The following is a 23,447-nucleotide window of genomic DNA, read 5'->3' as shown; positions in this document are numbered from 1 at the left end:
CTTTTCTTTGGTTACTTTCTTTTCGACTGCACGGATGCAGGAGGTAGAGCAATGCATGGAGCAATTGCCGAGAGCAACGCAGGAGCAGTTGCCGAGGCGACGCAAAAGAAAGTAACTCGCTTTCGGGTGCGAGAACCCGATCCAAATAACGTCGCGGTAGCGACACCTTAAAATAATAAAAATATTAATGCAGTTTAGATTCGACTAACTGCGTAACATCAGTAAAAAAAGTAGATAGACCATACCTACATCACTATCTCGACACAAAGCGAAACTGACCGCGAAAAATATACCCTAAAGGTTCTGCGCGGCGATTTTCAAGCTTATCTTAAGCCAAATCAAGGAGATGACCATGACACGTAACCGATCATTGGCGAAGCCATCCGCCTATTTTAAGAAAATAGTGAAAGTGATGTTTGGAATGTTTCTAGGCAGTTGCATCGTCGCGTTGGCCGAAACACCGAAACGTTCTAGCGACGTTGTCGAAGACGCGCAAACGACGAAAACGGTCCGTAGCGAAAGGCCTGAGCAGAAGAAGACTGAGCATGATCGTTCAGACTTTTTCAATATGCGCAAAGCCCCGTCCTCATCGCCGGTTCTCAAGGACCAGCCGAAGGAAGGCAAGGTATCGGGATTCGATTTCTTTCGGGACCCCTTGGGCGCGGACCAGCCTTATCAAAAACCTGAAGACGGCATGAAAAAAGAGATTGCCGGTAAAGCTCAGGTCATGGACGCGCAAAAAAAATTGTTGGAGCAGCGCTACAACCTGACGGTCAAGTCCGACCCGGAAGCCAAGATGTCCAGAGGTAAGCCCTTGGCGGTAGGTCCCACGGTCCGATTGTCCGCCGGAATAACTTGGGATAAACTCGCCGAGGCCAGTCCGGAAGAAATAAAGACACAGGGAACATTCCCTTATCCATCGCTGCCCCACCCGTTGCATGCGAACGGCGGGCAGGTCTTTCCGAAGATGCAGATCGACATGTTCCCGCGGCTTGAACGGTTTGATGTGGATTTCGACCTGCCCGAAGCCTTCCTGCCGGAGTTTCCGCCGGCCATATTTCTAAACAACCGCCCGGAGCTTGGCGATGTTTCCCGTGGCGAAGTTGTCTCCATAAACAACTACTACCGCCTGTTTAAGGATTTACTCACTCCGGTGCAACTCGACGGCCTCAGGATGCTGCTGACACCGTTTCCGCAAGAGGAGTTCAACCCGACCGACGATCGCAAGACTCGCGAGCCGAGCCTCGGGGTAACCTGTTTCGATTGCCATATTAACGGCCATACCACCGGACAGTTTCACTTGAGTCCCGACATCCGGCCTCAGGAACGCCGCTTCCGGCTAGATACTGTCAGTCTTAGAGGCGTGTTCAACCAGCAGATCCACGGTTCCAAGCGCAGCCTTCGTTCCATTGAAGACTTCACCGAGTTTGAACAGCGTACCGCTTATTTTAACGGCGATCAAATTCATGCGGCGAAGAAGGGTATGAACATCCTGGACCGCATCCCGGTCAGCCACATGGCGCAATTACAGAACATGCTCGATTTTCCTCCCGCGCCCAAGCTCGACCCGGCCACCGCTAGGCTCAATCCCGCTAAAGCGACCGAAAGCGAAGCGCGCGGAGAAAAGATTTTCTTTGGCAAAGGACAATGCTCAAACTGTCATGTTCCTCCGACCTATCTTGATCACCAAATGCATGATCTCCATCTTGAGCGGTTCCTGAAGGACGAGCCGGGCGATGGGCCGATCAAGACTTTCACTTTGCGAGGAATTAAAGACTCGCCGCCTTATTTACATGACGGCCGTGCACTGACGCTGGAGGATACTGTGGAGTTCTTCAACCTCGTTCTGCAACTCAAACTCAGTCCTCAGGAGAAGCAAGACCTCGTAGCTTTTATGCGTCAGTTGTAATTGAAGAGCTGATATGCAATAAGCTGTCTTGTCGACAGGGATGTCGGAATGGCAGCGTGCCGATCTCGACTTAACTCAGTTAACCGATGTCATAACTTTCCCACCATTTGCTGTCCGGTTGAATCCTTGCCTTTCCCGATAGGTTTTCTATTGCTAATGTTTTTGACATTGAGTCTGGGTGTTCAGACGCCAAATCTTCCATACCATATAGAATCAGTACCGTATAAAAACCATCAATAAGCGCTTTTTTGTCAAGTTAAAGCCAATTAGGAGTCAGAGCAATCGCGCTATACGAAAAGTTAACGCCGTTAGTTCCCTCTCCGGGAGAGGGGGCTTTGAGCAAGAGAACCTGGCTTTTTAGGCTCCAAAATGACATCGATTCTCTTTTTTCAATGAGAAAGCAGGATTTTGATTCCCCTCACCCCGGCCCTCTCCCGATGGGAGAGGGAGAGATCGCTCACTACCGACATAGCGCGATTGCCCTGAATTAGGAGTGGCTCAAAGGCGATAGGATGAGCCTATTGAAAATATAAGTTTATGGTCTCAATAATTAGGTGGTTAAGAAATACCTAAGAATTTGTTAATAGTATGATAGCTAGTTTAATAGTAAGTGATTATACTTATTGATTGGTCAAGCTGAACTCTCTAACATATATTTAATACAATATCCACCCGGTTTTTTAAAATAATGTCCTATGAATCGCTGCTAACCGTTTTGCAAGATAAGCAGAAACTCTCTGTCGCGGAATTAAGAAAAGTTGAGCGCATGCAAAAAACTTCGGTATCGGAAAGTCTACCGCAGCTATTGGTTAAGTTGGGATTGTGTTCGGAGCTGGATGTCGCCGATGCCTTTGTGGAATCGGGCCAGTTTGAAAAAGTTGCGCCGGATCAGTATCCGCTGGAAATGCAATTGCCGGAAACCGTGCCGCTACGTTTTTTAAAAAATTACCATGTGATCGGCTTGAGCCTCAAGGACGACATTACCGTTGCCTTGATGGATCCCGAAGACCGGTTTGTGCTTGATGCGCTCAAGCTGGCGACCGGAAAAAACATCATCGCCAAAGTCGGTCTGCTTTCGGAAATCGATGCGGCGCTGGAAGTGCAGTATGGCGAAGAGCAATCGAAAGTGGATAAATCCGTCGACGACCTCGCTGTCGACGACTTGGGCGAGGAAGATCTGGCGCATTTGAAAGACTTGGCCAGTGAGGCCCCGGTTATCAAAATGGTCAACCTGATCATGCAACGAGCAATCGAAACCCGAGCCTCGGATATCCACATAGAACCCTTCGAAGAGTCTCTAAAAGTGAGGTTGCGTGTCGACGGCGTCTTAAAAGAAATCGATGCGCCGTCGGTCAGATCGACCGCAGCGGTTATTTCCCGTATCAAGATCATGGCCAAGCTGAACATCGCCGAGCGCCGCTTGCCGCAAGACGGCCGCATCAAGGTGCAAATGCTGGGCAAAGAGCTGGATTTGCGGGTTTCGACGATACCGACGATGTACGGCGAAAGCGTGGTGATCCGTTTGCTGGACAAGGAAACCACCGTGCTGGATTTTGCCGAGCTGGGTTTTTCCGGCAAACATCTACAGCAATTTATCGAAGTGCTGGCTCAGCCGCACGGTATTATCCTGATTACCGGCCCGACCGGAAGCGGAAAATCCACCACGATGTATGCCGCGTTAAAACAGCTCAATACGTCCGAACGAAAAATTATCACCGTTGAAGATCCGGTGGAATACCAGATGGAAGGGGTCAATCAGATTCAGGCAAAACCGCAAATAGGCCTGACCTTTGCCTCGGCGTTGCGTTCTATTGTGCGGCAGGATCCCGATGTGATCATGATCGGCGAGATGCGCGATCTGGAGACCGCAAGAATCGCCGTGCAATCGGCGTTAACCGGGCATTTGGTATTATCGACGCTGCATACTAACGACGCGGCCGGCGGTGTAACCCGGTTGTTGGATATGGGGCTGGAGGAATATCTGCTCACCTCCACCGTCAACGGCATATTGGCGCAACGCTTGGTCAGAAAACTATGCCCTGAATGTAAGCAGCGCTATACCCCCTCCCAAGACATTGTCGACGGCATGAGGTTGAGACGATTTGCACCTGACGCGGCGGGGGATATTTTCTTATATAAGCCGATCGGTTGTCCGTCATGCGGCGGCTTAGGTTATCGCGGACGGCTGGCGATTATCGAGTTTCTGCAAATGACCGATCCTCTTCGTAAATTAATTATGGCGCATGAAGAGGCCGGGGCCATTCAAAAGCTGGCTATCGAAGAAGGCATGACAACCATGTATGAAAACGGCTTGGTTAAAGCCCTGCAAGGCATTACCACGTTGGAAGAAGTGCTGCGGGTCACGTCGGAAACCTGATGTTATTTGCCTATAAAGTAGTTAATAGTCTTGGCGAGACTGAAGAAGGCGTCAGGGACGCGGTTGATGAGCAGCAGTTGATTTCGACTTTGCAGAAAGAAGGCTATATCCCCATTCGCGTAGTCCCGGCCAGCGCCAAATCGTTTCTGGGTTTGAGTCTGGGCATAAAGCCGTCCAAATTATCGCAAAAAGACATCGCTTTGTTCACCGGCGAATTAGCAACCTTGCTGGAGTCCGGCTTGCCGTTGGACAAGTCCTTACTGGTATTGATCGACTTGACTGAAGACAATGAACGGGTAACCAAGTTGATCGGCAGAGTGTTGGAGAAAGTCAAAGGCGGCTCTACCTTGGCCGATGCGCTGGAAAAGCAGTCCGGCATTTTCAGCAAGTTTTATCTGAACATGATACGCGCCGGCGAGGCCGGGGGCGGTTTGGGGGAAGTACTGGGGCGCTTGTCCGAATATCTGGAGCGCTCACGGGAATTGAAAGAAACGGTCAGCACGGCATTGATCTATCCGGCGATCTTGCTGATCATGTCGCTGGCGTCCCTTTTTGTCATGCTGACTTTCGTAGTGCCGCAGTTTTCCGAGATGTTCGAAAGCGCGGGCAAGGCGCTGCCGGTATCCACCCAGATTGTAGTAGGATTGGCCGAATGGTTGCAAAGCTATTGGTGGGCATTGATTTTAGGCGTTATCCTAATCAGCGGTTATATGAATCTTCAGCTGGCCGACCCGGTCAAGAAGAAAGTGTGGGACAGCCGTTTTTTGAAACTGCCGCTGGCGGGAACCATTATTCTGAACAAGGAAACCGCCAACATCAGCCGTACGCTGGGTACCTTATTGGGTAATGGCGTTTCCATACTGTCGGCTCTGGTGATTGTCCGCGAAACAGTAGACAACCTGGTTCTGGCGGCGGCCATTCACGATACCGAAGAGCAGTTAAGGCAGGGCAAAAACATGTCGGACGCCTTGCTGGAGAAAGGCATATTTCCCAAAATGGCCATGCAAATGATCAAAATGGGCGAAGAGACCGGACGCCTCGAAGAAATGCTGCTGCGCGTGGCGACTATTTACGATAACCAGCTGAGAGTGGCGATACAGCGCATGCTGGCATTGCTGGAACCGGCTTTGATAATTTCATTGGGATTAATGATTGCAGGCATCATCGTATCGATTCTGCTGGCTATCCTGAGTGTTAACGATTTAGCTTTTTAAATATAGGAAACATCATGAAAAAAATAGTAAGGTTCAAGGCGAAAAAGGCAGTTTTTCTGCATCAGCGCGGTTTCACCTTGCTGGAGTTACTGGTCGTATTGGGTATTATTGCGATGCTGGCCGGGATAGTCGGGCCGCAGGTCATGAAGCACATGGGCGAATCCAAAACCAAAGCGGCCAAAGTGCAAATTGAAGACCTGTCGTCCGCCCTGGATATGTACAAACTGGATTTGGGCAGTTATCCGAGCAGCGAGCAAGGCTTGAAGGCTTTGATTGAATCGCCCGACAGCGCCAAACGCTGGAATGGCCCGTATTTGCGTAAAACCAAAATGCCGCTGGATCCCTGGCAGCAGGAATATCACTATGTTGCTCCCGGCGAGCACGGGAAATTCGATTTGTACACCTTGGGTGCGGACGGCAAGGAAGGCGGCGAAGGCGAAGACCAGGATATTGTTAGTTGGGAGTGAGTTGTGAGGTGAAAGGCGCAAGGTACAAGGAGCAAGATACAAGGAGCAAGGTACAAGAGATAACAGATAGGCGCTTGACGCCTTGGACCTTGGACCTTGTTCCTTGTACTTCGTGTGCCTCACGCATGCGAGGCTTTACCTTGCTGGAATTGATTATAGTGCTTTTTGTCGTGGTGTTGGGCTTCTCGGTAATCGGTCTTAACCTGGCATCGGGAAATGATTCTACAGAGCTCAAGGCGGCGGCAAGAGACATCGCTTCGGCGCTACGTTACGCCAGAGGGCAGGCTTTAACGACTCATCAGGAAGCGACGGTCGCCCTTAATCTTAGCGACAACAGCTACACGGTCAGCGGCCGGGACAAGCTTTATCAAATGCCCGAGGCTATTGATGTCACCGTGGTGACCGCGCAAACCGAGTTAACCGGGGAAGGTACCGCAAGTATTCGTTTTTTTGCCGATGGCTCCTCTACCGGCGGAAGAGTCACCTTGGAACGAGGGCAGGCAGCGTGGAAAATCGATATAAATTGGCTAACCGGACAGATTGAACTTGAAAGCAAATAAACAGCGTGGTTTTTCTTTACTGGAAATACTGATTGCGTTTTCAATTCTGGCGCTCTCCTTAGGCATCTTGCTGAAGATATTTTCGGGCGGTGTTAATACCGCCGGTGCTGCCGAAGACTATACCGCTGCCGTGCAAATTGCCGAATCATTAATGGCCCAAACCGGTGTGGAATCGCCGTTGCAGCAAGGCGAAGATAGCGGATCGGAAAATAATAAATACCATTGGCGTGTATCTGTCACCCCGTTTCAATTTGTGGCAGAGGATTTAGATGTCACGGCCATAACGGCAGTGCTTTTTAAGGTTAAGGTTACCGTAAACTGGGGCGATAACTTCAGTCCGGGAGCAGGCGCGGCAAGCCGTGCCGATGGCAGGCAGGTTGAGTTAATAACCTTAAAGTTGGCGAATAAAAAGTTATGAGCGGTAAAAGCAAGGCCAAGTGCCCTTTTTCCAGCGCCGCGCCAAACTTTAGATATGCGATGGGCTTTACGCTGATTGAAGTTCTGATAGCCATGACGTTATTAGGCATCATGGTGGTGCTGTTGTTCAGCAGCATGAGAATTTGCGCTCAAAGCTGGGAGCAGGGAGAAAACAAAATAACCGATGTGAATGAAGTAGCGGTAGTTTACAACTTCTTTCAACGGCATTTGGCCCTGGCTATACCTGTATGGAATGATTTTCTGACCCAGGATGAAGCGAAGGCCGCCGACCAGCCGGAAATTGGCGGGGAGGTTGAAAAAGGCAATAAACTATTCTCTTTCCAAGGCAAGAAACAGTCCCTGCAGTTCGTCTCGGTATTTCCTGCAAGCGCCGGTAGATCAGGTATGCAGCTGTTTTCGATACAGCCGCAGCAACAAGATGGCGAGCAGGTTATTAATGTAACGTTAACGCCGTTTTTTCCGGCGGCCGAGGGTGAAGAATGGCGTCCGGAAGAGGTGGTTTTGCTAAGGCATGTCAGCGATTTTACGTTGGCTTATTTTGGTGCGGTTGAGGGTGAAAGCGAAAGCAGTTGGCAGGATGAATGGCTGAAAAAAGATGTTCAACCCCAATTGGTTAAAATCAGCATCAGCACCACAAATGGCGTTTTTTGGCCTGAAATGATTATAGCGCTTAAAGCTACAGGCGGAGTCAGCAATGCCACGGAGCTAGGCGATAATGATGAAAATGTGACAAATTTTGCAGAGAGCCCCGAATGAGCAGGCCTGCTGAGGGATTCGCGCTGGTTCTGGTTTTGTGGGTGTTAAGCCTGCTGACCATTATGGCCGGTAGTTTTGCTCTAACTATGCAGCGGGAAGCGGCGGTTGTAACCGGCAGCCGCAATAATGCCCAGGCAATGGCTATTGCGGAATCGGGACTTGCGGTTGCAGAGCTGATGTTAATGAATCCCGATCAGCAAAAACGCTGGCGTACCGATGGCAGTATTTATCAAATAGACTATCCTGATTTTAAAGTCCGGGTTCGGCTGTTCTCGGAAACAGGCAAGATAGATATAAATAGCGCGGATCAGACACTGTTACAAGGGTTTATAGCCTACGCGCCTATCGAGGATGAGTTGCAAGCCAAGCTGGTCAATGCGATCCTCGATTGGCGCGATGAGGATGATCTGGTGCACATAGATGGCGCGGAGAAAGAAGACTATAAAGAAGCAGGGTTAAGTTATCGGCCTCGTAACAAGCCGTTTCAATCTATTGAGGAATTACAGTTGGTATTAGGTATGAATGAACAGGTTTTTAAGTGGCTTGAAAACCTAGTCACGGTTTACTCGGGACAGCCCACAGTGGATTCGACTCAGGCTGCCAAAGAGGTATTGCGAGTATTGCCGGGAGCGGATGCCGAATCGATCGATGAATATATTGCCGCTAGACGGATAAGCGCGGTAAATGGCTTACCCGCACCGGCTTTTATGTCCAAGGGGAATGGCGCGGCGCAACCGGAACTTTCTAATCAAGACGAAGAGTCAGCGCAAAACAGCGCTATTGAACGCAGCTACGCAACAGTTGCTAGTGATGGCACCGTACAAAAAGGCGCGATTACGGTTATTGCCGAAGCGCAGTCGTCTGACGACAGCATGGCCATGATCAAGGCGCTGATAAAAAGATCGGATAATCCGGAGGCGTCGCCGTTTCAGGTTCTGAAATGGCAACGCAATGCCGCCACGGACGATTCATTATTTACCGCTGAAAGCGATCAGCTATTAGTGAGACAATATGCCGAGCCTGAATTCAACAATTGATCTGGATGTAAAAAAGTTCTTTCGCTGGTGGCTGCGGGAGCTGGATTTCCTGGTGCCCGAAAAAGTCAGGCAGCTGGTTAATGAGAAACAGGGTTTTATTGTCGTCCGGCCCCAACATAATAATCAGTTAGCGCTGACTTATGTGCTGAATGGCGTGGCCGGGCCGTTGGCGGTATTGGAGCGCAACGCATCGGGCCTGGCGCAATACAAAGCATTGCAGGCCAAAGATGAAAGGCTGGCTAAAGCGAACTTAATACTTCGGCTAACACAACAGGAAGCGATTCAAAGAGAGCTTACCTTACCGGCCGCCGTAAAAGAAAATCTGTTGCAGGTTGTTACCTATGAACTTGATCGCTATACGCCGTTTACGGCGGAACAGGTTTATTTTGCGGTTAAGCCGATGGAAGGCGAGAACGAGCCTGGACACATCAAAGTCATGCTGGTGTTAACGCCCAAGGAAACGCTCGATGCATTGTATGAAGACATCAAGACAATGGGTATGTCGCCGCTGTTTGTCGATTATGAAGCGATGCCGAATGATCTTGAGCAGCGTTATGACGGCTATAATTTATTACCGGAAGCGCTCAGGGAAAAAACCGCAAACACCTCGCGCTTTATTTATGGGGGGCTGGTTGCGGCGGTATGTCTACTGTTGGGCGCCATGCTGGCGCTGCCGGTCTTTTTTGAATACCAGACAGTCAGTGCCTTACAGCAAAAAATCGATGCCATAGAAAAAGATGCCAAGGGAGTGAAAGCCTTGCAGTTGGAAATTGATGCGATGATAGACGAAACGCGGCTGTTAATCGCGGAAAAAACCGCAGTTCCAGCGGTAGTCGATATGTTGAATGCGTTAAGCACCTTAATGAAAGACGATACTTGGCTGAGCTATTTGCAATATTCGGACGGGCACTTGCAAATACAGGGCGAGTCTCCTTCCGCCTCGGCATTAATCGGCGTTTTGGAAGATTCCGACATGTTTGCCAACGCCCGGTTCGTTTCGCCGGTTACCCAGGATAAAGTCAGCAAGCAGGAGAAGTTCCAGATCACCGTTGATGTTACCTCGGCCACAGCGCCTAAAGCCAAGCAGTCGAGCGCCGGGCCGGCTTCCGGCCGGCTTGCGGCAAAATCAGGAGGGGCGAGTGATTAAAGTCGGCAGCAAGCAAATGCAGCGATGGTTGGCAGTAGGCCTGCTGCTTGGGGCGATACTGATCATCAGTTTGCTAGTCATCGTACCGCTGGTTAATAAAGGCCTCGAACTGCACGAAGCCAAAAATAACCTGGTTTTCAAGTTGCAGCAATATGAGCGTATTTTGGCAGGCAAAGACGCGGTCATTGCGAACATGAATGCTATAAAAGAGCAGTACCAAGAGCGCGGGCTTTTGAACAGCCAAGCTACCGGCGCTTTAGCATCGGCCGAAGTGCAGGAGTTCATTAAAAAAACGATTGCGGACGCAGGCGGACAATTAAGCAGTACTCAGGCGCTGCCTCTCAGCACCAAAAACGAATTTAGCCGGATACTCGTCAACGTCAGGATGACCGGTAGCAGCGAAGTGTTACGGGCCGTACTGCATAAAATAGAAACATCAACCCCACTGATTATTATCAACGAGATAGACATAAGGCCGATACGCGGCGTAAGAAACAGGACAACGCACCAAATAGATCAGAGTAATCAGTTAAGTATTAATTTTCAAGCCGTTGGTTTTATGAGAAAGCAGCCGGCATGAACAGTAAACTCATAAAATTGCTGCTATCTGCCGTCATTGGCTTGTGCTTGATTATTGCCGGGGAAGGGTTGTATGCAGTCACTATGAAGCATCGTTTGTTGACATCGATAAGCTCGGCAAAACCGCAAGACTATAAAACAGACGAATTGCCCGCAATAGAACTGACCAAACAACCGGAAGAAAGTTATGTCGACCTAGTGGCCAGGCCGTTATTCATTAAAGGCAGAAGAGCCGTAGATGAGCCGCGCCCCGAGGCAGAGCAAGGGGCCGTCAAACCGGAAAACTTCGATTGGCAACTGAGCGGAGTTTACGGTACCCCAAAAGCCGAATCGGCATTATTCAGCCGGTCTAAAACCAAGGTTGCCAAGGACAATTTTCGGAAAATAACCGTCGGTGGTGAGATCGACGGCTGGAAACTGACCGAAATAGACAAGGACAGAGCCATGTTCAAACAAGGCGATAAGGAGAAAGAACTGCTGCTCCGAAAACCAAAATTAAAAGAATTACCTCGGCAGGAAAATAATAAGGTAGCGCCGCCTGCACCAGCTCCGGTTTCCGCTCCTCCTCCAGCTCCAGCTCCAGCAGCAATTCCTGAACCGCCGGCAGATACGACAGAAGACAACACTGAAGATACATCGGAGAGTAACCCATGATTTACCCAAAAAAAATAATAACAGCCTTCAGTTTGATAGTCTTAAGTATAACGCTGTCAAGTTGTGAATTACTTACCCCCAAGCACACCCCCAAATTGCCGTTGACGCCTGTGAAAAAAGAGGAACCCGATCAGGTTATTAAAGAACTGCAAAACAAAGCCCCCGCTGCAACAACTCAAACCCAGCCTGAATTATTTCCCGGTACCGACCGGTTTCTGCCGGATAAAGCAACTCAGCATAGAAAAACCAAAGCCAGTGGTGAAGGTACCTACAGCCTTAATTTCGATGAGGCGGATTTGGGCGAAGTGGCCAAAGTTATCTTAAGCGACATACTCGGACAAAACTTTGTGCTCAGCCCTAAAGTGGCGGGAAAAGTCACCCTGCAAACCTCTGACCCCTTAAGCAAAGACGAGCTAATTCCCACCCTTGAAATGCTGCTGCGCATGAACAATGCCGTGCTGATCAGGGACGCCCGTATTTACCACATCGAGCCTGCCAGTGAAGCCCTGTACAGTTCCAATTTTACAGCGCCGTCCACTGCCGGCAGAACCGGTTTTCAAGTCAGAGTTATCCCAGTCAGAAACGTCGCCGTACAAGACATTGTCGATGTGATAAAGCCGCTGGTGCAGGAAAAGACCATTCTCAATGTCGATGCCGCGCGCAATATCCTGATTGCATCCGGTACGCCCGATGAGCTTGGCCGGGTCATGGACATGATCAGCGCATTTGATATCGATGTGTTGAAAGGGCGGTCTTTCGGCCTGTTTCCGTTATCGCATGTAGAACCGGAAACCGTGATTAAAGAATTACAGGAAATATTCAGCCAAAAAGGCGAAGATGACGAGAGCGGATTTTTTCGCTTTATCCCCGTTGAAAGATTGAATGCCGTTATGGCGATTACCCATCAAGCCAGCTACTTGAGGGATATTGAAAATTGGGTATTGCGTCTGGATAGGGCCAATACCGCGTCCGGCGGCGGCGTGAATGTTTATAGGGTTCAGCATGTCGATGCTGAAGAGCTGGCGGCAACGTTAAATGAGATTTTTACCGGCGCGGCCCCTTCCCGGAAGGAAAAAGCTGCAAAAGTTGCGCCTGGACAAAAAACGGCTGAAGCAACCAATAAACCGCAGACCGAAAAACAAAGTAATACCAAAAAATCATCCATTAACAAAAACTCCGGACAAACCGGAGATGCTCAGGTTGCCAATGTCGAGGATGTAAAAATTATTGCCGACGTGGCTAACAATTCGGTAGTTACTGTTGCCACGCCACAGGAGTACGAGGTGATGCTCCCCATCATCAAACAGCTTGATGTAATGCCGCTGCAAGTGCTGATTGATGCGACCGTGGTCTCGGTTAGGCTGACGGATAATTTACAGTACGGCATAGAGTGGTTTTTAAAACAAGGAGATACTGGAATCAGCAGCAATTCAGGCAAATCAGGAGGAATCAAGCTAGGAGATCTGGCAGTTGCAGGGGCCCAAGCCTTTGGAACGGGGGGCCTCAGCGTGGTACAGAACTCGAGTGATATAAAAGCTGTTTTGCATGCGGAAGCCGCTAAAGGTAACGTTAATGTCATTTCATCGCCGTCTTTAATGGTGTTGAATAATCAGCAAGCGAAAATAAATGTCGGTCAAGAAGTACCCATATCAACAGGTTCCTCATCGGTTCCTCTCGCTGGAGGGGTAGCGGGCGGCTCCTTTGCTCAATCCAATACCATTCAATATAAGGATACCGGCGTCACTCTGGAAGTTACGCCCAGGGTGAATGCGAACGGTATGGTTATTATGGAAATCAAGCAAATTGTTAGTAACGTAGTTAGTTTGCCAGCTGGTGCTACTGCTACTCAACTACAAACCCCTACCATTGATAAAAAAGAGATTGAGAGTTCTGTGGCTGTACAAGACGGGGAATCGATAGCGTTAGGCGGCCTGATTGATGAACAAAACACTGAGAACCAAGGCGGGATTCCTTTTTTATATGACCTTCCTTTGATAGGGCCATTATTCGGCAGTACAAATCATGATAAAACTAAAAATGAACTGGTTGTCCTGATCACGCCGCGCGTGGTAAAAAGCAAGCAGGATTCCAGGGTGGTTACCGACGAATTTAAACGCAAATTAACCGGTATTTATCAAGGTGTTTCGCAGGTTCAAGAGGAAAAAGTTTTGGGCGAAGAAGAGTGAATAAATTAATTCAGGCTTATAGTCTAAATGAAAAGATTTCGGATAAAACACAAGAGTTGGTAAATGCCGATTGGCATGCTACAGAGTATGTCAATGAGGCAACCCTATCAGCGCCCCCAAACCCGAATCGAGGCTAGGCAGGAAAAATAAAACAAGAGGCTAGTCCGATAATTCCATCCGGGATCATTGGACTAACCTCTTGTCTTTTGTGTTTTGCTTTGCGGCTGTATTTGCTTTTATCGCAAAAAGTTTGCGCTTTGTTAAACAGATGCGCGTATTTCGCAACCGGGTTCTGGTTAGGAACAGCATCGGTTCCTTGTTGATTTTTACGTCTTTTCATCATTTACCTCTTATAATATGTCAAGTTTGTGTGAATCTACACAAGCAGTAATATACCATTTTTTAAGAGTACATAGAGCTAGTGAAATTTAAAAAAGATTTTGATGTCATTGTGGTTGGCGGCGGTCATGCGGGTACGGAAGCTGCGCTGGCATCGGCTCGATCTGGTGCGAACACGCTGCTGCTAACACAAAATATCGATACGCTGGGTCAAATGAGCTGCAATCCTGCAATTGGCGGGATTGGCAAAGGCCATTTGGTTAAAGAGGTCGATGCCTTAGGCGGAATCATGGCCCAGGCAATCGATCGCGGCGGCATTCAGTTTCGCATCCTAAACGCCAGCAAAGGTCCTGCTGTCAGAGCGACCCGCGCCCAGGCGGATCGTCAGCTTTATAAGCAAGCGGTTAGATCGGCACTGGAAAACCAACCTAATCTGGCGTTATTTCAGCAAACCGTGTCCGATTTGATTGTCGAAGGCGGCAAGGTTGCCGGCGTTAAGACGCAAATGGGTTTAAGTTTTACCGCAAGAGCCGTGGTTTTAACTACCGGTACTTTTTTGGCCGGCAAAATCCATATCGGCTTGGAAAACTACAGCGGCGGCCGTGCAGGCGATCCGGCCTCGGTTGCGTTGGCCGAGCGCTTGAGGGAATTGCCGTTCAGGATCGACCGCTTAAAAACCGGCACGCCGCCGCGTATCGATGGCCGGACTATCGATTTCAGCAAGCTGGAAGTACAGCATGGCGACGATCCGGTGCCGGTGTTTTCGTTTCTCGGCAAGCCCGAGCACCATCCCCGGCAAATTCCGTGTTACATCACTCGCACAAACAATAAAACCCACGACATTATTCGTTCCGGCCTGGATCGTTCGCCGCTATATTCGGGGATTATTGAGGGCGTCGGGCCGCGTTATTGCCCGTCCATCGAAGATAAGGTCGTGCGTTTTGCCGACCGAGATTCGCACCAGATTTTTGTCGAACCGGAAGGCTTGAATACCCATGAAATTTATCCTAACGGCATATCGACCAGCCTGCCTTTTGATGTGCAGTATGAGCTTGTGCGCTCGATGCTGGGTTTTGAAAATGCCGAAATCTTGCGCCCCGGTTATGCGATTGAATACGACTTTTTCGATCCTCGGGATTTGAAATCATCGCTGGAAACCAAGCATATGGACGGGTTGTTCTTTGCCGGGCAAGTCAACGGCACGACCGGTTATGAAGAAGCCGCGGCTCAAGGCTTAATCGCCGGGCTTAATGCGGCTCGCTTGGTTAAAGGTTTGGACAGCTGGTGTCCGGGACGTGATGAGGCCTATATCGGCGTAATGATTGACGACCTGATTACGCGCGGAACCCAAGAGCCGTACCGGATGTTCACCAGCCGTGCCGAATACCGCTTGCTGCTGAGAGAAGACAATGCCGACTTGCGCCTGACCGAAAAAGGCCGTGAATTGGGCTTGGTTGACGACGAGCGTTGGCAGGCTTTCGAGACTAAGCAATCCGCGATCACTCAATTGCAGGATGACCTAAAAAAGAAATGGGTCAGGACGGAAACCGAAGAAGCGGCACAGGTTGAGCAATATTGGGGCAAGCCGTTAATGCGGGAAGCCAATTTAATGGACTTGCTGCGTCGTCCGGAAGTGGATGTTAAGCAGTTGTTGTCATTTCTGGACAGTGCTGAAGACATGGACCCGCAGGTAGCCGAGCAGGTTGAAATCCAGGCCAAATATGCAGGCTATATCGACAGGCAACAAACCGAGATAGACAAAGCCCTGCGTTACGATCACCTGCGTTTGCCTGAACTGATCGATTACAGCGGCGTTCCCGGCCTGTCCAATGAAGTTAGTGAAAAACTTAAAAAACAGCGGCCTGAAACTCTGGGTCAGGCATCGCGTATTCCCGGCATTACACCGGCTGCAATTTCCTTGTTGTTGGTTTATCTAAAGAAGAAAAGCGCCTGATGGACAATTGCCGCAAAATCCTGGTCTCCGGGATAGCATCGTTAAATTTAAACGTAACTGACGAAAACATAGATCAGTTGCTTAACTTTATAAAGCTGATTGAAAAATGGAATAAAGCTTATAATCTGACCGCGATACGGAACAGGGAAGAAATGGCGCGGTTGCATATATTGGATAGTCTATCGATTATTCCGCATATTGAGAGCAAGCGCGTCATCGATATAGGCACCGGCGCGGGTTTGCCCGGCATTCCGCTGGCGATCTGCCTGCCTGAGATTGACTTTACGTTGTTGGACAGTAACGCCAAGAAAACTCGCTTTGTGCAGCAGGCCGTGTTGGAATTAAAGCTTAAAAACGTCGAAGTTATTCACAGTCGCGTGGAAAATTATCATCCTGAACAAGCGTATGACGCTGTGCTCACCAGAGCGTTTGCCGGCTTGGCCGATATAATGAAGCTGACTGCGCATTTGCTAGCTCAGGATGGCGTATTGCTGGCAATGAAAGGACAGACTCCGGATGCGGAGCTGGCGGAAATTGCAGCAAAAAAATCTGTCATATCGGTTAGCGTTCCGGGAGCTGATGTTGAAAGATGTCTGGTACGAATACAATTGCCTGAACAGGCCGAGGTAAGCTAGTGGGAAAAGTAATTGCCGTAACCAACCAAAAAGGCGGTGTAGGAAAAACTACAACCAGCGTAAATCTGGCAGCTTCACTGGCTGCGGCTAACCGGCACGTATTATTGGTGGATCTCGATCCGCAGGGTAATGCTGCGATGGGCTGCGGCATCGATAAGCAGGATGTTAAATATTCCAGCTACGATTTATTGATGGAAAATGTGCCTGCTTCGGAAACTGTCATTAAGCTGCCGGAGATCGGTTTTTCAGTGATTCCCGGTAATGGAGATCTCACCGCGGCTGAAGTGCAGCTGATGCAGGCCGATCACCGGGAGCGCCGGCTGGCCGATGCGCTGATCCCTATAAGATCCGATTACGATTACATCCTGGTCGATTGTCCTCCCTCACTGAACATGCTGACCTTGAATGCGATGGTCGCCGCAAACAGCGTGCTGGTGCCGATGCAGTGCGAATATTACGCGCTTGAAGGCTTGTCTGCATTGATGAGTACGCTTAAAAACATCCAGGACACCGTCAATCCCGGCCTGTACATGGAAGGCATCCTACGAACCATGTTTGACGACAGGAACCGTTTGACCAAAGATGTATCGGAGCAGTTGATCCGCTATTTTGGCGATAAGGTATTCAGAACCTGCGTCCCAAGAAACATTCGTTTGGCGGAAGCCCCGAGCCACGGTTTACCGGTGTTGAGCTACGATAGAACATCGCGAGGGTCTGTGGCTTATATTGCATTGGCGGGTGAAATGATCAGAAAAGAGAAGCAAAACAGTACATGAATTCAAAAAAACGTGGATTAAGTCGAGGGCTTGAAGCCTTGTTAGCAGAGGATTCCTCTAAAGAAGAAGCCCATCAACCGGCTAAAGATGTGAGCCGGAGTGAAACACAGTCTGCGATTGCCGAGGAAGCAAATAGGCAAACGGCAATGATGGTTGCGTTATTTAAAAACATTCAAAAAGAGCGTCTTGCTTTGCAGGAAGAAGCAGAGGCTTTAAAAAAGCTGATTGAAGAGTTTGAATCGATAGTTCGCAGTGATTTGCGATAAATCGGCGTCAGGAGCATTGGCCTGATTGCTTTGATGGAATATTAAAAAAGAGAAAAATTGAAAGCTATGGCTGTGAAAAAACGCGGATTAAATCGAGGTCTGGACGCTTTATTGGGCAATGTTGTCGGTAAAGACGATCAACAGGAAGCAGCGGAAAGTCATTCGCTTCACACCTTGCCGATTGAGCATATGCAGCGGGGCAAATATCAGCCAAGAAAAGATATGCACCCCGAAAAGTTGCAGGAACTGGCCGATTCCATCAAAGCGCAAGGCATCATCCAGCCTGTCGTGGTGCGCAAGCTTGCCGCGGAAAAATACGAGATTATTGCCGGTGAACGCCGTTGGCGGGCTGCGCAATTGGCCGGGCTACAGCAGGTACCGGTGGTTGTCAAAGAGATAGACGACCGCACCGCCATGGCAATAGCGCTGATTGAAAATATCCAGCGGGAGGACCTGAATCCTTTGGAAGAAGCCGAAGCATTAAGACGTTTGCTGGAAGAGTTTGAAATGACTCATCAACAAGTTGCCGATGCGGTCGGCAAGTCGCGCGCTACAGTAACCAATTTATTGCGGCTGATCGATTTGCACCCGGACGTGAAAAAGATGCTGATCAGTCGGCAGTTGGAAATGGGTCATGCACGAGCGTTGCTGTCGCTGGACGGCCCAAAACAGGTGTTTTTGGCAAACAAAATCGTCAAGGAAGGTTTAACGGTCAGAGCCGCGGAGCGTCTGGTTAAAGACAGCCAGTCCGAGCCCAAAACACCTAAAGTAAAGATAATAGACAAAGACACCCTTCGTTTGCAGGAAGACCTGACCGCAAAGCTGGGTGCGAAAGTGTTAATTGAGCATAAGGAGAACGGCGCCGGAAAGCTGGTCATCGCCTATTCCAGCCTGGAAGAGCTGGATGGAATCCTTGAGCAGATTAAATAACGTGACTGGTTATGTGCTCGAAGATGAAGCGGCGGATCGTGTGCTTGATGATATTAAAAGCGATTCCAGCGCTTGCGGATAATCCATTGATGGGCCGATTGCGACCCGATATTGCTCCCAAGCTTCGTTTTTTTACAGTTGGTAAATATCTGATTTTGTATCGTACCATGCAGGATGGAGTCCAGATTGTTCGTGTTATCCATAGTGCTGGTGATTTGCCCCATTTATTCTGACTTCGCTCATTCCTTCGGTGATAGAGCGGGCGGAGGGTAAATCCGAAATCTGCCGCCATATTGAAGTACGGGAATATCAGGATATTTCTCTGGTGACGCACTGCCATGGTGTCAGAGCTGATCTAATGGACTCAACACGCCTCTGCCGCCTTTATTTAATACATGGGTATAAATCATTGTTGTGGAGACATCGCTATGCCCCAACAGTTCCTGTACCGTGCGGATATCATAACCCGCTTCCAGCAGGTGCGTCGCAAACGAATGCCGCAACGTATGCGGCGTGGCCGGTTTGGCAATCCCCGCGGCTTGCACCGCTTTTTTCATCGCCCATTGCAATAATTTCTCGTCAATATGATGGCGGCGCTCCCTCCACACCACTGCGTGGGTCAACCGAATAACTGCCGGAAGGAAAAATATACTGCCAGCACCATTCTGTTGCCGCATTCGGATACTTGGTCGCCAACGCGTCCGGCAGAAAGACATTCGCCTTGCCGATACGTTTATCATCTTCAAACAACGTCCGCCGCTGTTCCAAATGCGCTTGCAACCCGGTCGCTATCGAAGACGGCAACATCGTTACCCTGTGCCGTCACGGATCAGAATCTCATTACGCTCAAAATCCACATCCTTAACTCGCAAGCGTACGCATTCCATCAAGCGCATCCCGGTCCCATACAACATATTTGCCATCAGTCCATACATGTCTTTCATCCGCGCCAGCACCTCCCGCACCTCCGAGCGCGTCAACACCACCGGCAAACGTTGTGGCTGCTTGGCGCGCACCACATTATTCAGCCACGGTAAATCTATCCCCAACACCTCTTTATATAAAAACAGTAGCGCCGATAATGCTTGGTTCTGCGTCGAAGCCGATACATGTCCATCCACCGCCAGATGCGTTAAAAACGCCTCCACCTCCGTAGTTTCCATTTCTTGCGGATGACGTTTGTTATGAAACAGGATAAATCGTTTGATCCATTGCACATATTGAGTTTCTGTACGGATGCTGTAGTGCTTGACTCGAATGCGATCACGCACCTGATCCAGCAGTTTAGGAGGTGTATTTTTATTTTGCATAAAAAGGTTGCTATCAATAATGTAATTATTATAGCATCTAGCCTAACGGATTGTCGGAGTGGAGTTATACACCGTTAAGCAGCGACAATTTAAATTTAATATACACCTAAAAAGGTGTCTACTTAACGTTAGGGCATAGAGACACTTGCATGTCGATATTTGGAAAATCGATTAACACGCTAATTAGGGAGCGCGACGCTTTACAAACCGTCATTGATGCAAAAGCAGGAGAGCTTGAGGCCAAGTATACTGATCAAGGCTACTTGGTCAGTCAGCTTATGCCATTCACGACTGAAATGCAGCGCATTAAGCGCGCCATTCGAGACAGGACACCACTCTCGGAACTAAAGGAGCATTTAGAACAACTCAGGGAAAACCTTAAAACACTTCCTCCGCTGGACCATTCTGACCTCAGCCACTTGCCGCTGGGTGATATCGGTACCCAACTTCAACTACGAAGTCAACGTATGGCCCTAGAGTCAGAAATTATGGAAATCGACTACTACCTGAAATTCAGCAGTCGTCGTGAGCCGCTCACCTGGAAGAGCGCGCTAATTATCTTTGCTATTGTTGCGGCACTTGTCGTATTGCCAAATGTCATTGTGCGCTGGCTTTCGCCCTAGCAATTCATTCAAGCCGCGAAAAACGGGGTCAGGTCTTGCAGTCACGCATACGGCCTAACATGGCGCTCAACCGGAGCGCGGTTATAATGCGGTTTATTTTTCAGTTTTCCGGGCCGCGCCCGGTTAGCTCTACGTTAGGGGCGTTACCCAATCAGGGTTCCGTGGCGGTTTGGCTTTCGGGCTTTGCTTGGCTTTTTTGCCCGTGCGTTTTTGGCTTGCGGGGCTTTGCTGTCCGGGCGTGCTGCCGGGCTTGGGCGGGTCGGGCACACGGGTTGCCCTGTGGCGGCGTTAGCTTCTGTGTTGCGCCGGGCTTTTCCGCCCGTGGCTGCTTGGCTGCCTCCCCTGCGTTTGGCTTTCTGCCCGTGGGGCTTTGGCTTACGGGGCTCGGTTGGGCAGCCTAACATGGCGCTCAAAGGGACGTGCCGCCTCATGGCGGTTTTAAAGTTTTGTAATTTACCAAGCTTTGGGGTTTCGTTTAGCGTCCGTGAACGGCACGCCCCTTAGCTCTACGTTAGGTGTTTCGCATGCCCCTTACCTCGAATGAACAGCAGTGGTTGAAAGAGTACGAATCCAAAAGCGATGTGGAGCTTGCTCTTTTGTCGGTCTATACCGGACCCGGAATAGATAGTCCTAACAGAGCGGCATTGGCAAAGTATGTACTCGACCGCCGTAACGCTGAAATTCGTGACGGGCGAGAAGAAAGAACCCTACAGCAAGCTGAACGTGCGTTGAAAATTTCTGAGGAAGCAAAGAATGCGGCGGTCAAACAAGCTCGCTGGGCGGTGTGGGCATCAGTAATTGCTGTTGTCGCAGTAATAGTTTCAGTAGTAGGAGGGCTGAAATAAGTAAGAACGGATACCATATTCCTAACACGGCGGTCAAAGGGACGCGCCGCCCTGATGCGGTTTTGAATGTTTGCTTTTTAATCGAGTTCGGCGGCTTCGCTAAGCGTCCTTTAGCGGCGCGCCCCTTACCTTTACGTTAGGCGTCACATGAACGTAGTCCACATTGGGTCAGGCTCCGAGTTCGTCGAAATCAGGCTGCCCAGTTCGTACTCGTCCGAAGGTTGGGCTCAAGCCGAAGTTGAGGTGGCGGTTCATTGCTTTCAGGGAACGATTCGGCCTTGGGTAGAGGCGGTTGACTTCGAACTGTTCACAGCACAACTTCGTGTCTTGTACGAGTCACTCCAAGGCGATGCAGAGTTCTCGCCGTTGGAGAAGCAGATCGTCCTCAAGCTGACGGGTACGACTGGCGGTCACATCCAAGTCACCGGTGAGGCCTGGTCGCAGGCCACCTACGAAAACAAGCTCACCTTCATCATCGAGCTCGATCAATCGTACTTGCTAGCCCCTCTGCAAGAGCTCGAACGCATACTTTCGTTAGGAGCAAAACGTGACGCCTAACATGGCGCTCAACCGGAGCGCGGTTATAATGCGGTTTTATTTTTCAGCTTTCCGGGTCGCGCCCGGTTAGCTCTACGTTATACATTTCAATCAAGGAGCCATGCTGATGTCCGACAAAGAGAATAACGAGACTGATGGCATCCGTCGGTTAATCACTAGCGGTGCAGAAATCGCTGGCGGTGCTGTCGGTGGGGCACTTGGTTTTCTCGCTGGTGGTCCGACCGGAGCAGCGTTACTTGGTGCAGGTGGTGCCGCTGCGGCAATGGCTTTGAAGCACATCGGACAAGAAGCGTCCGAGCGTCTCTTAGGGCCACGAGAAGCAGTTCGGGTTGGAGGCGTTCTGGCGCTTGCTGCTGGTGAGATTCGACAACGTTTGGAGGCGGGGGAAAAGACCCGTACTGATGGATTTTTTGATCAAAAGCAAGCCGGGCGGCCTGACGCAGAAGAGATTGCTGAAAGTATTCTTCTGAAAAGCCAAAGAGAACCAGAAGAAAAGAAAATTCCTTACATGGCGCGTATACTTTCGAGCGTAGCATTTGATGCGGAGATCGGGGTGTACATGGCTCATCAGCTAGCGAAGACTGCTGAACAGCTGACTTATAGGCAACTATGCTTACTCAAGCTTGCAGTGGTAAAGGATAACTTTAGTTTGCGTGCTGAAGACTATCGGAATCAAGGTCAATTTCACAAAGACCTTTATCAGGTTTTATACGAATGCCTCGATCTATATCATAGGGGATTTATTAACTTTGGTGGAGGCGTTGCCTTCGGTCCCACCGACGTTTTGCCAGGAAAAATGACAGTGCAAGGACTCGGAGCTGATGTCTTCAATCTTATGAAGCTCAACCTTATTCCCAACGAAGACATAATTCCAATTGCCTCGCAGCTAAAGTAGGCAAAAATGTATAACATGGCGCTCAACCGGAGCGCGATTACAATGCTGCTTTATTTTTCAGCTTTCCGTGCCGCGCCCGGTTAGCTCTACGTTGGACATCATGAAAGTATACGGCAGCGGAGATTTGCATTTTCAGGCAATAATAGCTACCGAAACAATTTAGGAGTTTATGGAGGAAAAATGTTCAAAGCATGGTTTGTCATTATTCTTTTTTTTCTTGGTTCAGCTACCGGTTTTCTCGGGTGGCTCGCCGATTTTGCGCCCTACTATTCATTTGCAACTAGCTCAAAGTCCGCATTGGCAGTTGCTGCTTTCAAAACACAAAAACCAGGCGATGCAACTAGCTATCTGGGCGAAACTCGCTACCAGTTCCCCCTTCGCTTCATAACCAATTCCGGCAACGAAGTGGTTTCAAGCTCATACTACAAAAATACGTATGTTCCTCGTCGCGTACTTGATGCGTTGGAACGGGACGATCATGTAACAGTTCTTTATCTTCCTGATGACCCGCAAAGAGTCCTGTTCGAGGGGGATGTTGAGAAGCTGCCCAAGGGATGGGGCTCTCTGGCATGGGGAATAGCCTGTTTGGTTGTTGGCGTTCTTCTAATAGGCCGGCGGTATAGATTGGCACGGTATACAAAGTATCTTGGGCATGGTGAAATCTCCGGCGATGAATAGTGTTGTTGTCTCCGTGTTGAATGATGCCCAACCACGGACTGTCGCGATAAAGCCGCGCCAGCCGGTTAATTCAGACGTGTGTGCCGGGCATGGCACGTTACTCTGTCGGTGAAAGTCCGGCAGCTAGGTTTTCGTAGAGCCGAAGGCTAGGGAAACGGCAAGGGCGTTGTCGCGAGGCAGGGTCTGGAAGAAGCCGAACCCAAAACTGCGGGGCGATGAACAAAAACCGGATAGGAGGCGTGATGCATCTGGGGCGAGCGGGCACGTGACCGCGAAGCCCTCCCTCTACGATTGGGATGTATTTTGTAAATTCG

25 protein-coding genes and 1 pseudogene are annotated in these 23,447 nt (G+C 49.6%); 23 read left to right on the top strand and 3 right to left on the bottom strand.

Annotated features, from left to right (window positions below; genetic code table 11):
- Nucleotides 1–352: 352 nt before the first annotated feature.
- From EPO18_RS10035 to gspD, 12 genes are all read left to right on the top strand, one after another.
- A complete protein-coding gene (locus tag EPO18_RS10035) occupies nt 353–1,909 on the top strand; it encodes a cytochrome B6 (RefSeq protein ID WP_292433226.1) in 1,557 nt (518 codons plus the stop codon).
- A gap of 688 nt (nt 1,910–2,597) precedes the next feature.
- Entirely contained in the window at nt 2,598–4,286 is a 1,689-nt protein-coding gene (gspE, locus tag EPO18_RS10030) for a type II secretion system ATPase GspE (RefSeq protein ID WP_292433225.1), read from the top strand.
- Nucleotides 4,286–5,500 (top strand): type II secretion system F family protein, encoded by a 1,215-nt coding sequence (locus EPO18_RS10025; RefSeq protein ID WP_292433224.1) that lies wholly within the window; start codon nt 4,286–4,288, stop codon nt 5,498–5,500. Before gspE ends, EPO18_RS10025 begins: the two co-directional genes overlap by 1 nt.
- Before the next feature lie 14 nt (nt 5,501–5,514).
- Nucleotides 5,515–5,967: a type II secretion system major pseudopilin GspG gene (gspG, locus tag EPO18_RS10020; protein ID WP_292433223.1), complete on the top strand. Its 453-nt coding sequence runs from the start codon at nt 5,515–5,517 to the stop codon at nt 5,965–5,967.
- 125 nt (nt 5,968–6,092) lie between these two features.
- Complete coding sequence (locus EPO18_RS10015) at nt 6,093–6,527, top strand: GspH/FimT family pseudopilin (RefSeq protein ID WP_292433222.1); 435 nt, start codon at nt 6,093–6,095, stop codon at nt 6,525–6,527.
- Nucleotides 6,514–6,945: a type IV pilus modification PilV family protein gene (locus EPO18_RS10010; RefSeq protein ID WP_292433221.1), complete on the top strand. Its 432-nt coding sequence runs from the start codon at nt 6,514–6,516 to the stop codon at nt 6,943–6,945. Before EPO18_RS10015 ends, EPO18_RS10010 begins: the two co-directional genes overlap by 14 nt.
- Entirely contained in the window at nt 6,942–7,721 is a 780-nt protein-coding gene (locus EPO18_RS10005) for a prepilin-type N-terminal cleavage/methylation domain-containing protein (protein WP_292433220.1), read from the top strand. Before EPO18_RS10010 ends, EPO18_RS10005 begins: the two co-directional genes overlap by 4 nt.
- Nucleotides 7,718–8,758: a type II secretion system minor pseudopilin gene (locus EPO18_RS10000; RefSeq protein ID WP_292433219.1), complete on the top strand. Its 1,041-nt coding sequence runs from the start codon at nt 7,718–7,720 to the stop codon at nt 8,756–8,758. Before EPO18_RS10005 ends, EPO18_RS10000 begins: the two co-directional genes overlap by 4 nt.
- Nucleotides 8,733–9,905 carry a PilN domain-containing protein gene (locus EPO18_RS09995; protein WP_292433218.1) on the top strand — a complete coding sequence of 391 codons (1,173 nt, stop codon included), beginning with the start codon at nt 8,733–8,735 and terminating at the stop codon, nt 9,903–9,905. The genes EPO18_RS10000 and EPO18_RS09995 overlap by 26 nt, the downstream gene beginning before the upstream one ends.
- Nucleotides 9,898–10,485 carry a type II secretion system protein GspM gene (gene gspM / locus EPO18_RS09990; protein WP_363331493.1) on the top strand — a complete coding sequence of 196 codons (588 nt, stop codon included), beginning with the start codon at nt 9,898–9,900 and terminating at the stop codon, nt 10,483–10,485. The genes EPO18_RS09995 and gspM overlap by 8 nt, the downstream gene beginning before the upstream one ends.
- Nucleotides 10,482–11,138, top strand: coding sequence for a hypothetical protein (locus EPO18_RS09985; protein ID WP_292433217.1), 657 nt, complete (start codon nt 10,482–10,484; stop codon nt 11,136–11,138). The genes gspM and EPO18_RS09985 overlap by 4 nt, the downstream gene beginning before the upstream one ends.
- On the top strand, nt 11,135–13,324 hold the full coding sequence (gene gspD, locus EPO18_RS09980; protein ID WP_292433216.1) for a type II secretion system secretin GspD: 2,190 nt from the start codon (nt 11,135–11,137) through the stop codon (nt 13,322–13,324). The genes EPO18_RS09985 and gspD overlap by 4 nt, the downstream gene beginning before the upstream one ends.
- Nucleotides 13,325–13,457: 133 nt before the next feature.
- Here gspD and EPO18_RS09975 read toward each other — a convergent pair whose 3' ends face one another.
- On the bottom strand, nt 13,458–13,664 hold the full coding sequence (locus EPO18_RS09975; protein ID WP_292433215.1) for a DUF7230 family protein: 207 nt from the start codon (nt 13,662–13,664) through the stop codon (nt 13,458–13,460).
- An 81-nt stretch (nt 13,665–13,745) separates the two neighbouring features.
- On the opposite strand from EPO18_RS09975, the gene mnmG reads away from it, so the two are divergent.
- The 6 genes from mnmG (at nt 13,746) to EPO18_RS09945 (ending at nt 18,457) form a co-directional block, all read left to right on the top strand.
- Nucleotides 13,746–15,617 (top strand): tRNA uridine-5-carboxymethylaminomethyl(34) synthesis enzyme MnmG, encoded by a 1,872-nt coding sequence (gene mnmG / locus EPO18_RS09970; RefSeq protein WP_292433214.1) that lies wholly within the window; start codon nt 13,746–13,748, stop codon nt 15,615–15,617.
- Nucleotides 15,617–16,252, top strand: coding sequence for a 16S rRNA (guanine(527)-N(7))-methyltransferase RsmG (gene rsmG, locus EPO18_RS09965; RefSeq protein ID WP_292433213.1), 636 nt, complete (start codon nt 15,617–15,619; stop codon nt 16,250–16,252). Before mnmG ends, rsmG begins: the two co-directional genes overlap by 1 nt.
- Nucleotides 16,252–17,028 (top strand): ParA family protein, encoded by a 777-nt coding sequence (locus tag EPO18_RS09960; protein WP_292433212.1) that lies wholly within the window; start codon nt 16,252–16,254, stop codon nt 17,026–17,028. The genes rsmG and EPO18_RS09960 overlap by 1 nt, the downstream gene beginning before the upstream one ends.
- Nucleotides 17,025–17,294, top strand: a complete 270-nt coding sequence (locus tag EPO18_RS09955) for a hypothetical protein (protein WP_292433211.1) — start codon at nt 17,025–17,027, stop codon at nt 17,292–17,294. The genes EPO18_RS09960 and EPO18_RS09955 overlap by 4 nt, the downstream gene beginning before the upstream one ends.
- Nucleotides 17,295–17,360: 66 nt before the next feature.
- On the top strand, nt 17,361–18,224 hold the full coding sequence (locus EPO18_RS09950; protein ID WP_292433210.1) for a ParB/RepB/Spo0J family partition protein: 864 nt from the start codon (nt 17,361–17,363) through the stop codon (nt 18,222–18,224).
- 47 nt (nt 18,225–18,271) lie between these two features.
- A complete protein-coding gene (locus tag EPO18_RS09945) occupies nt 18,272–18,457 on the top strand; it encodes a type II toxin-antitoxin system RelE/ParE family toxin (RefSeq protein WP_363331494.1) in 186 nt (61 codons plus the stop codon).
- A 111-nt stretch (nt 18,458–18,568) separates the two neighbouring features.
- Here the strand turns inward: EPO18_RS09945 and EPO18_RS09940 are convergent.
- A pseudogene (locus EPO18_RS09940) lies at nt 18,569–19,534 on the bottom strand (integron integrase).
- A 149-nt stretch (nt 19,535–19,683) separates the two neighbouring features.
- Between EPO18_RS09940 and EPO18_RS09935 the strand changes: the two are divergent.
- Nucleotides 19,684–20,157 (top strand): hypothetical protein, encoded by a 474-nt coding sequence (locus EPO18_RS09935; protein ID WP_292433208.1) that lies wholly within the window; start codon nt 19,684–19,686, stop codon nt 20,155–20,157.
- A 143-nt stretch (nt 20,158–20,300) separates the two neighbouring features.
- Here EPO18_RS09935 and EPO18_RS09930 read toward each other — a convergent pair whose 3' ends face one another.
- The gene (locus EPO18_RS09930) at nt 20,301–20,570 is read right to left on the bottom strand and encodes a hypothetical protein (RefSeq protein WP_292433207.1); all 270 of its coding nucleotides are present in this window, start codon (nt 20,568–20,570) and stop codon (nt 20,301–20,303) included.
- Nucleotides 20,571–20,681: 111 nt separating this feature from the next.
- Between EPO18_RS09930 and EPO18_RS09925 the strand changes: the two genes are divergently transcribed.
- The 4 genes from EPO18_RS09925 (at nt 20,682) to EPO18_RS09910 (ending at nt 23,133) form a co-directional block, all read left to right on the top strand.
- On the top strand, nt 20,682–21,002 hold the full coding sequence (locus EPO18_RS09925) for a hypothetical protein (protein ID WP_292433206.1): 321 nt from the start codon (nt 20,682–20,684) through the stop codon (nt 21,000–21,002).
- A 147-nt stretch (nt 21,003–21,149) separates the two neighbouring features.
- Nucleotides 21,150–21,560, top strand: coding sequence for a WapI family immunity protein (locus tag EPO18_RS09920; protein WP_292433205.1), 411 nt, complete (start codon nt 21,150–21,152; stop codon nt 21,558–21,560).
- 106 nt (nt 21,561–21,666) lie between these two features.
- A complete protein-coding gene (locus EPO18_RS09915) occupies nt 21,667–22,455 on the top strand; it encodes a hypothetical protein (RefSeq protein WP_292433204.1) in 789 nt (262 codons plus the stop codon).
- A gap of 180 nt (nt 22,456–22,635) precedes the next feature.
- Nucleotides 22,636–23,133, top strand: coding sequence for a hypothetical protein (locus tag EPO18_RS09910; protein WP_292433203.1), 498 nt, complete (start codon nt 22,636–22,638; stop codon nt 23,131–23,133).
- Nucleotides 23,134–23,447 lie beyond the last annotated feature (314 nt).

Origin of the sequence: Methylobacter sp. (assembly GCF_004322395.1) — a bacterium.
Taxonomy (GTDB): domain Bacteria; phylum Pseudomonadota; class Gammaproteobacteria; order Methylococcales; family Methylomonadaceae; genus Methylobacter_A.
The sequence above is the reverse complement of the archived record's forward strand: the minus strand, read 5'-3'. Positions and strand labels throughout refer to the sequence as shown.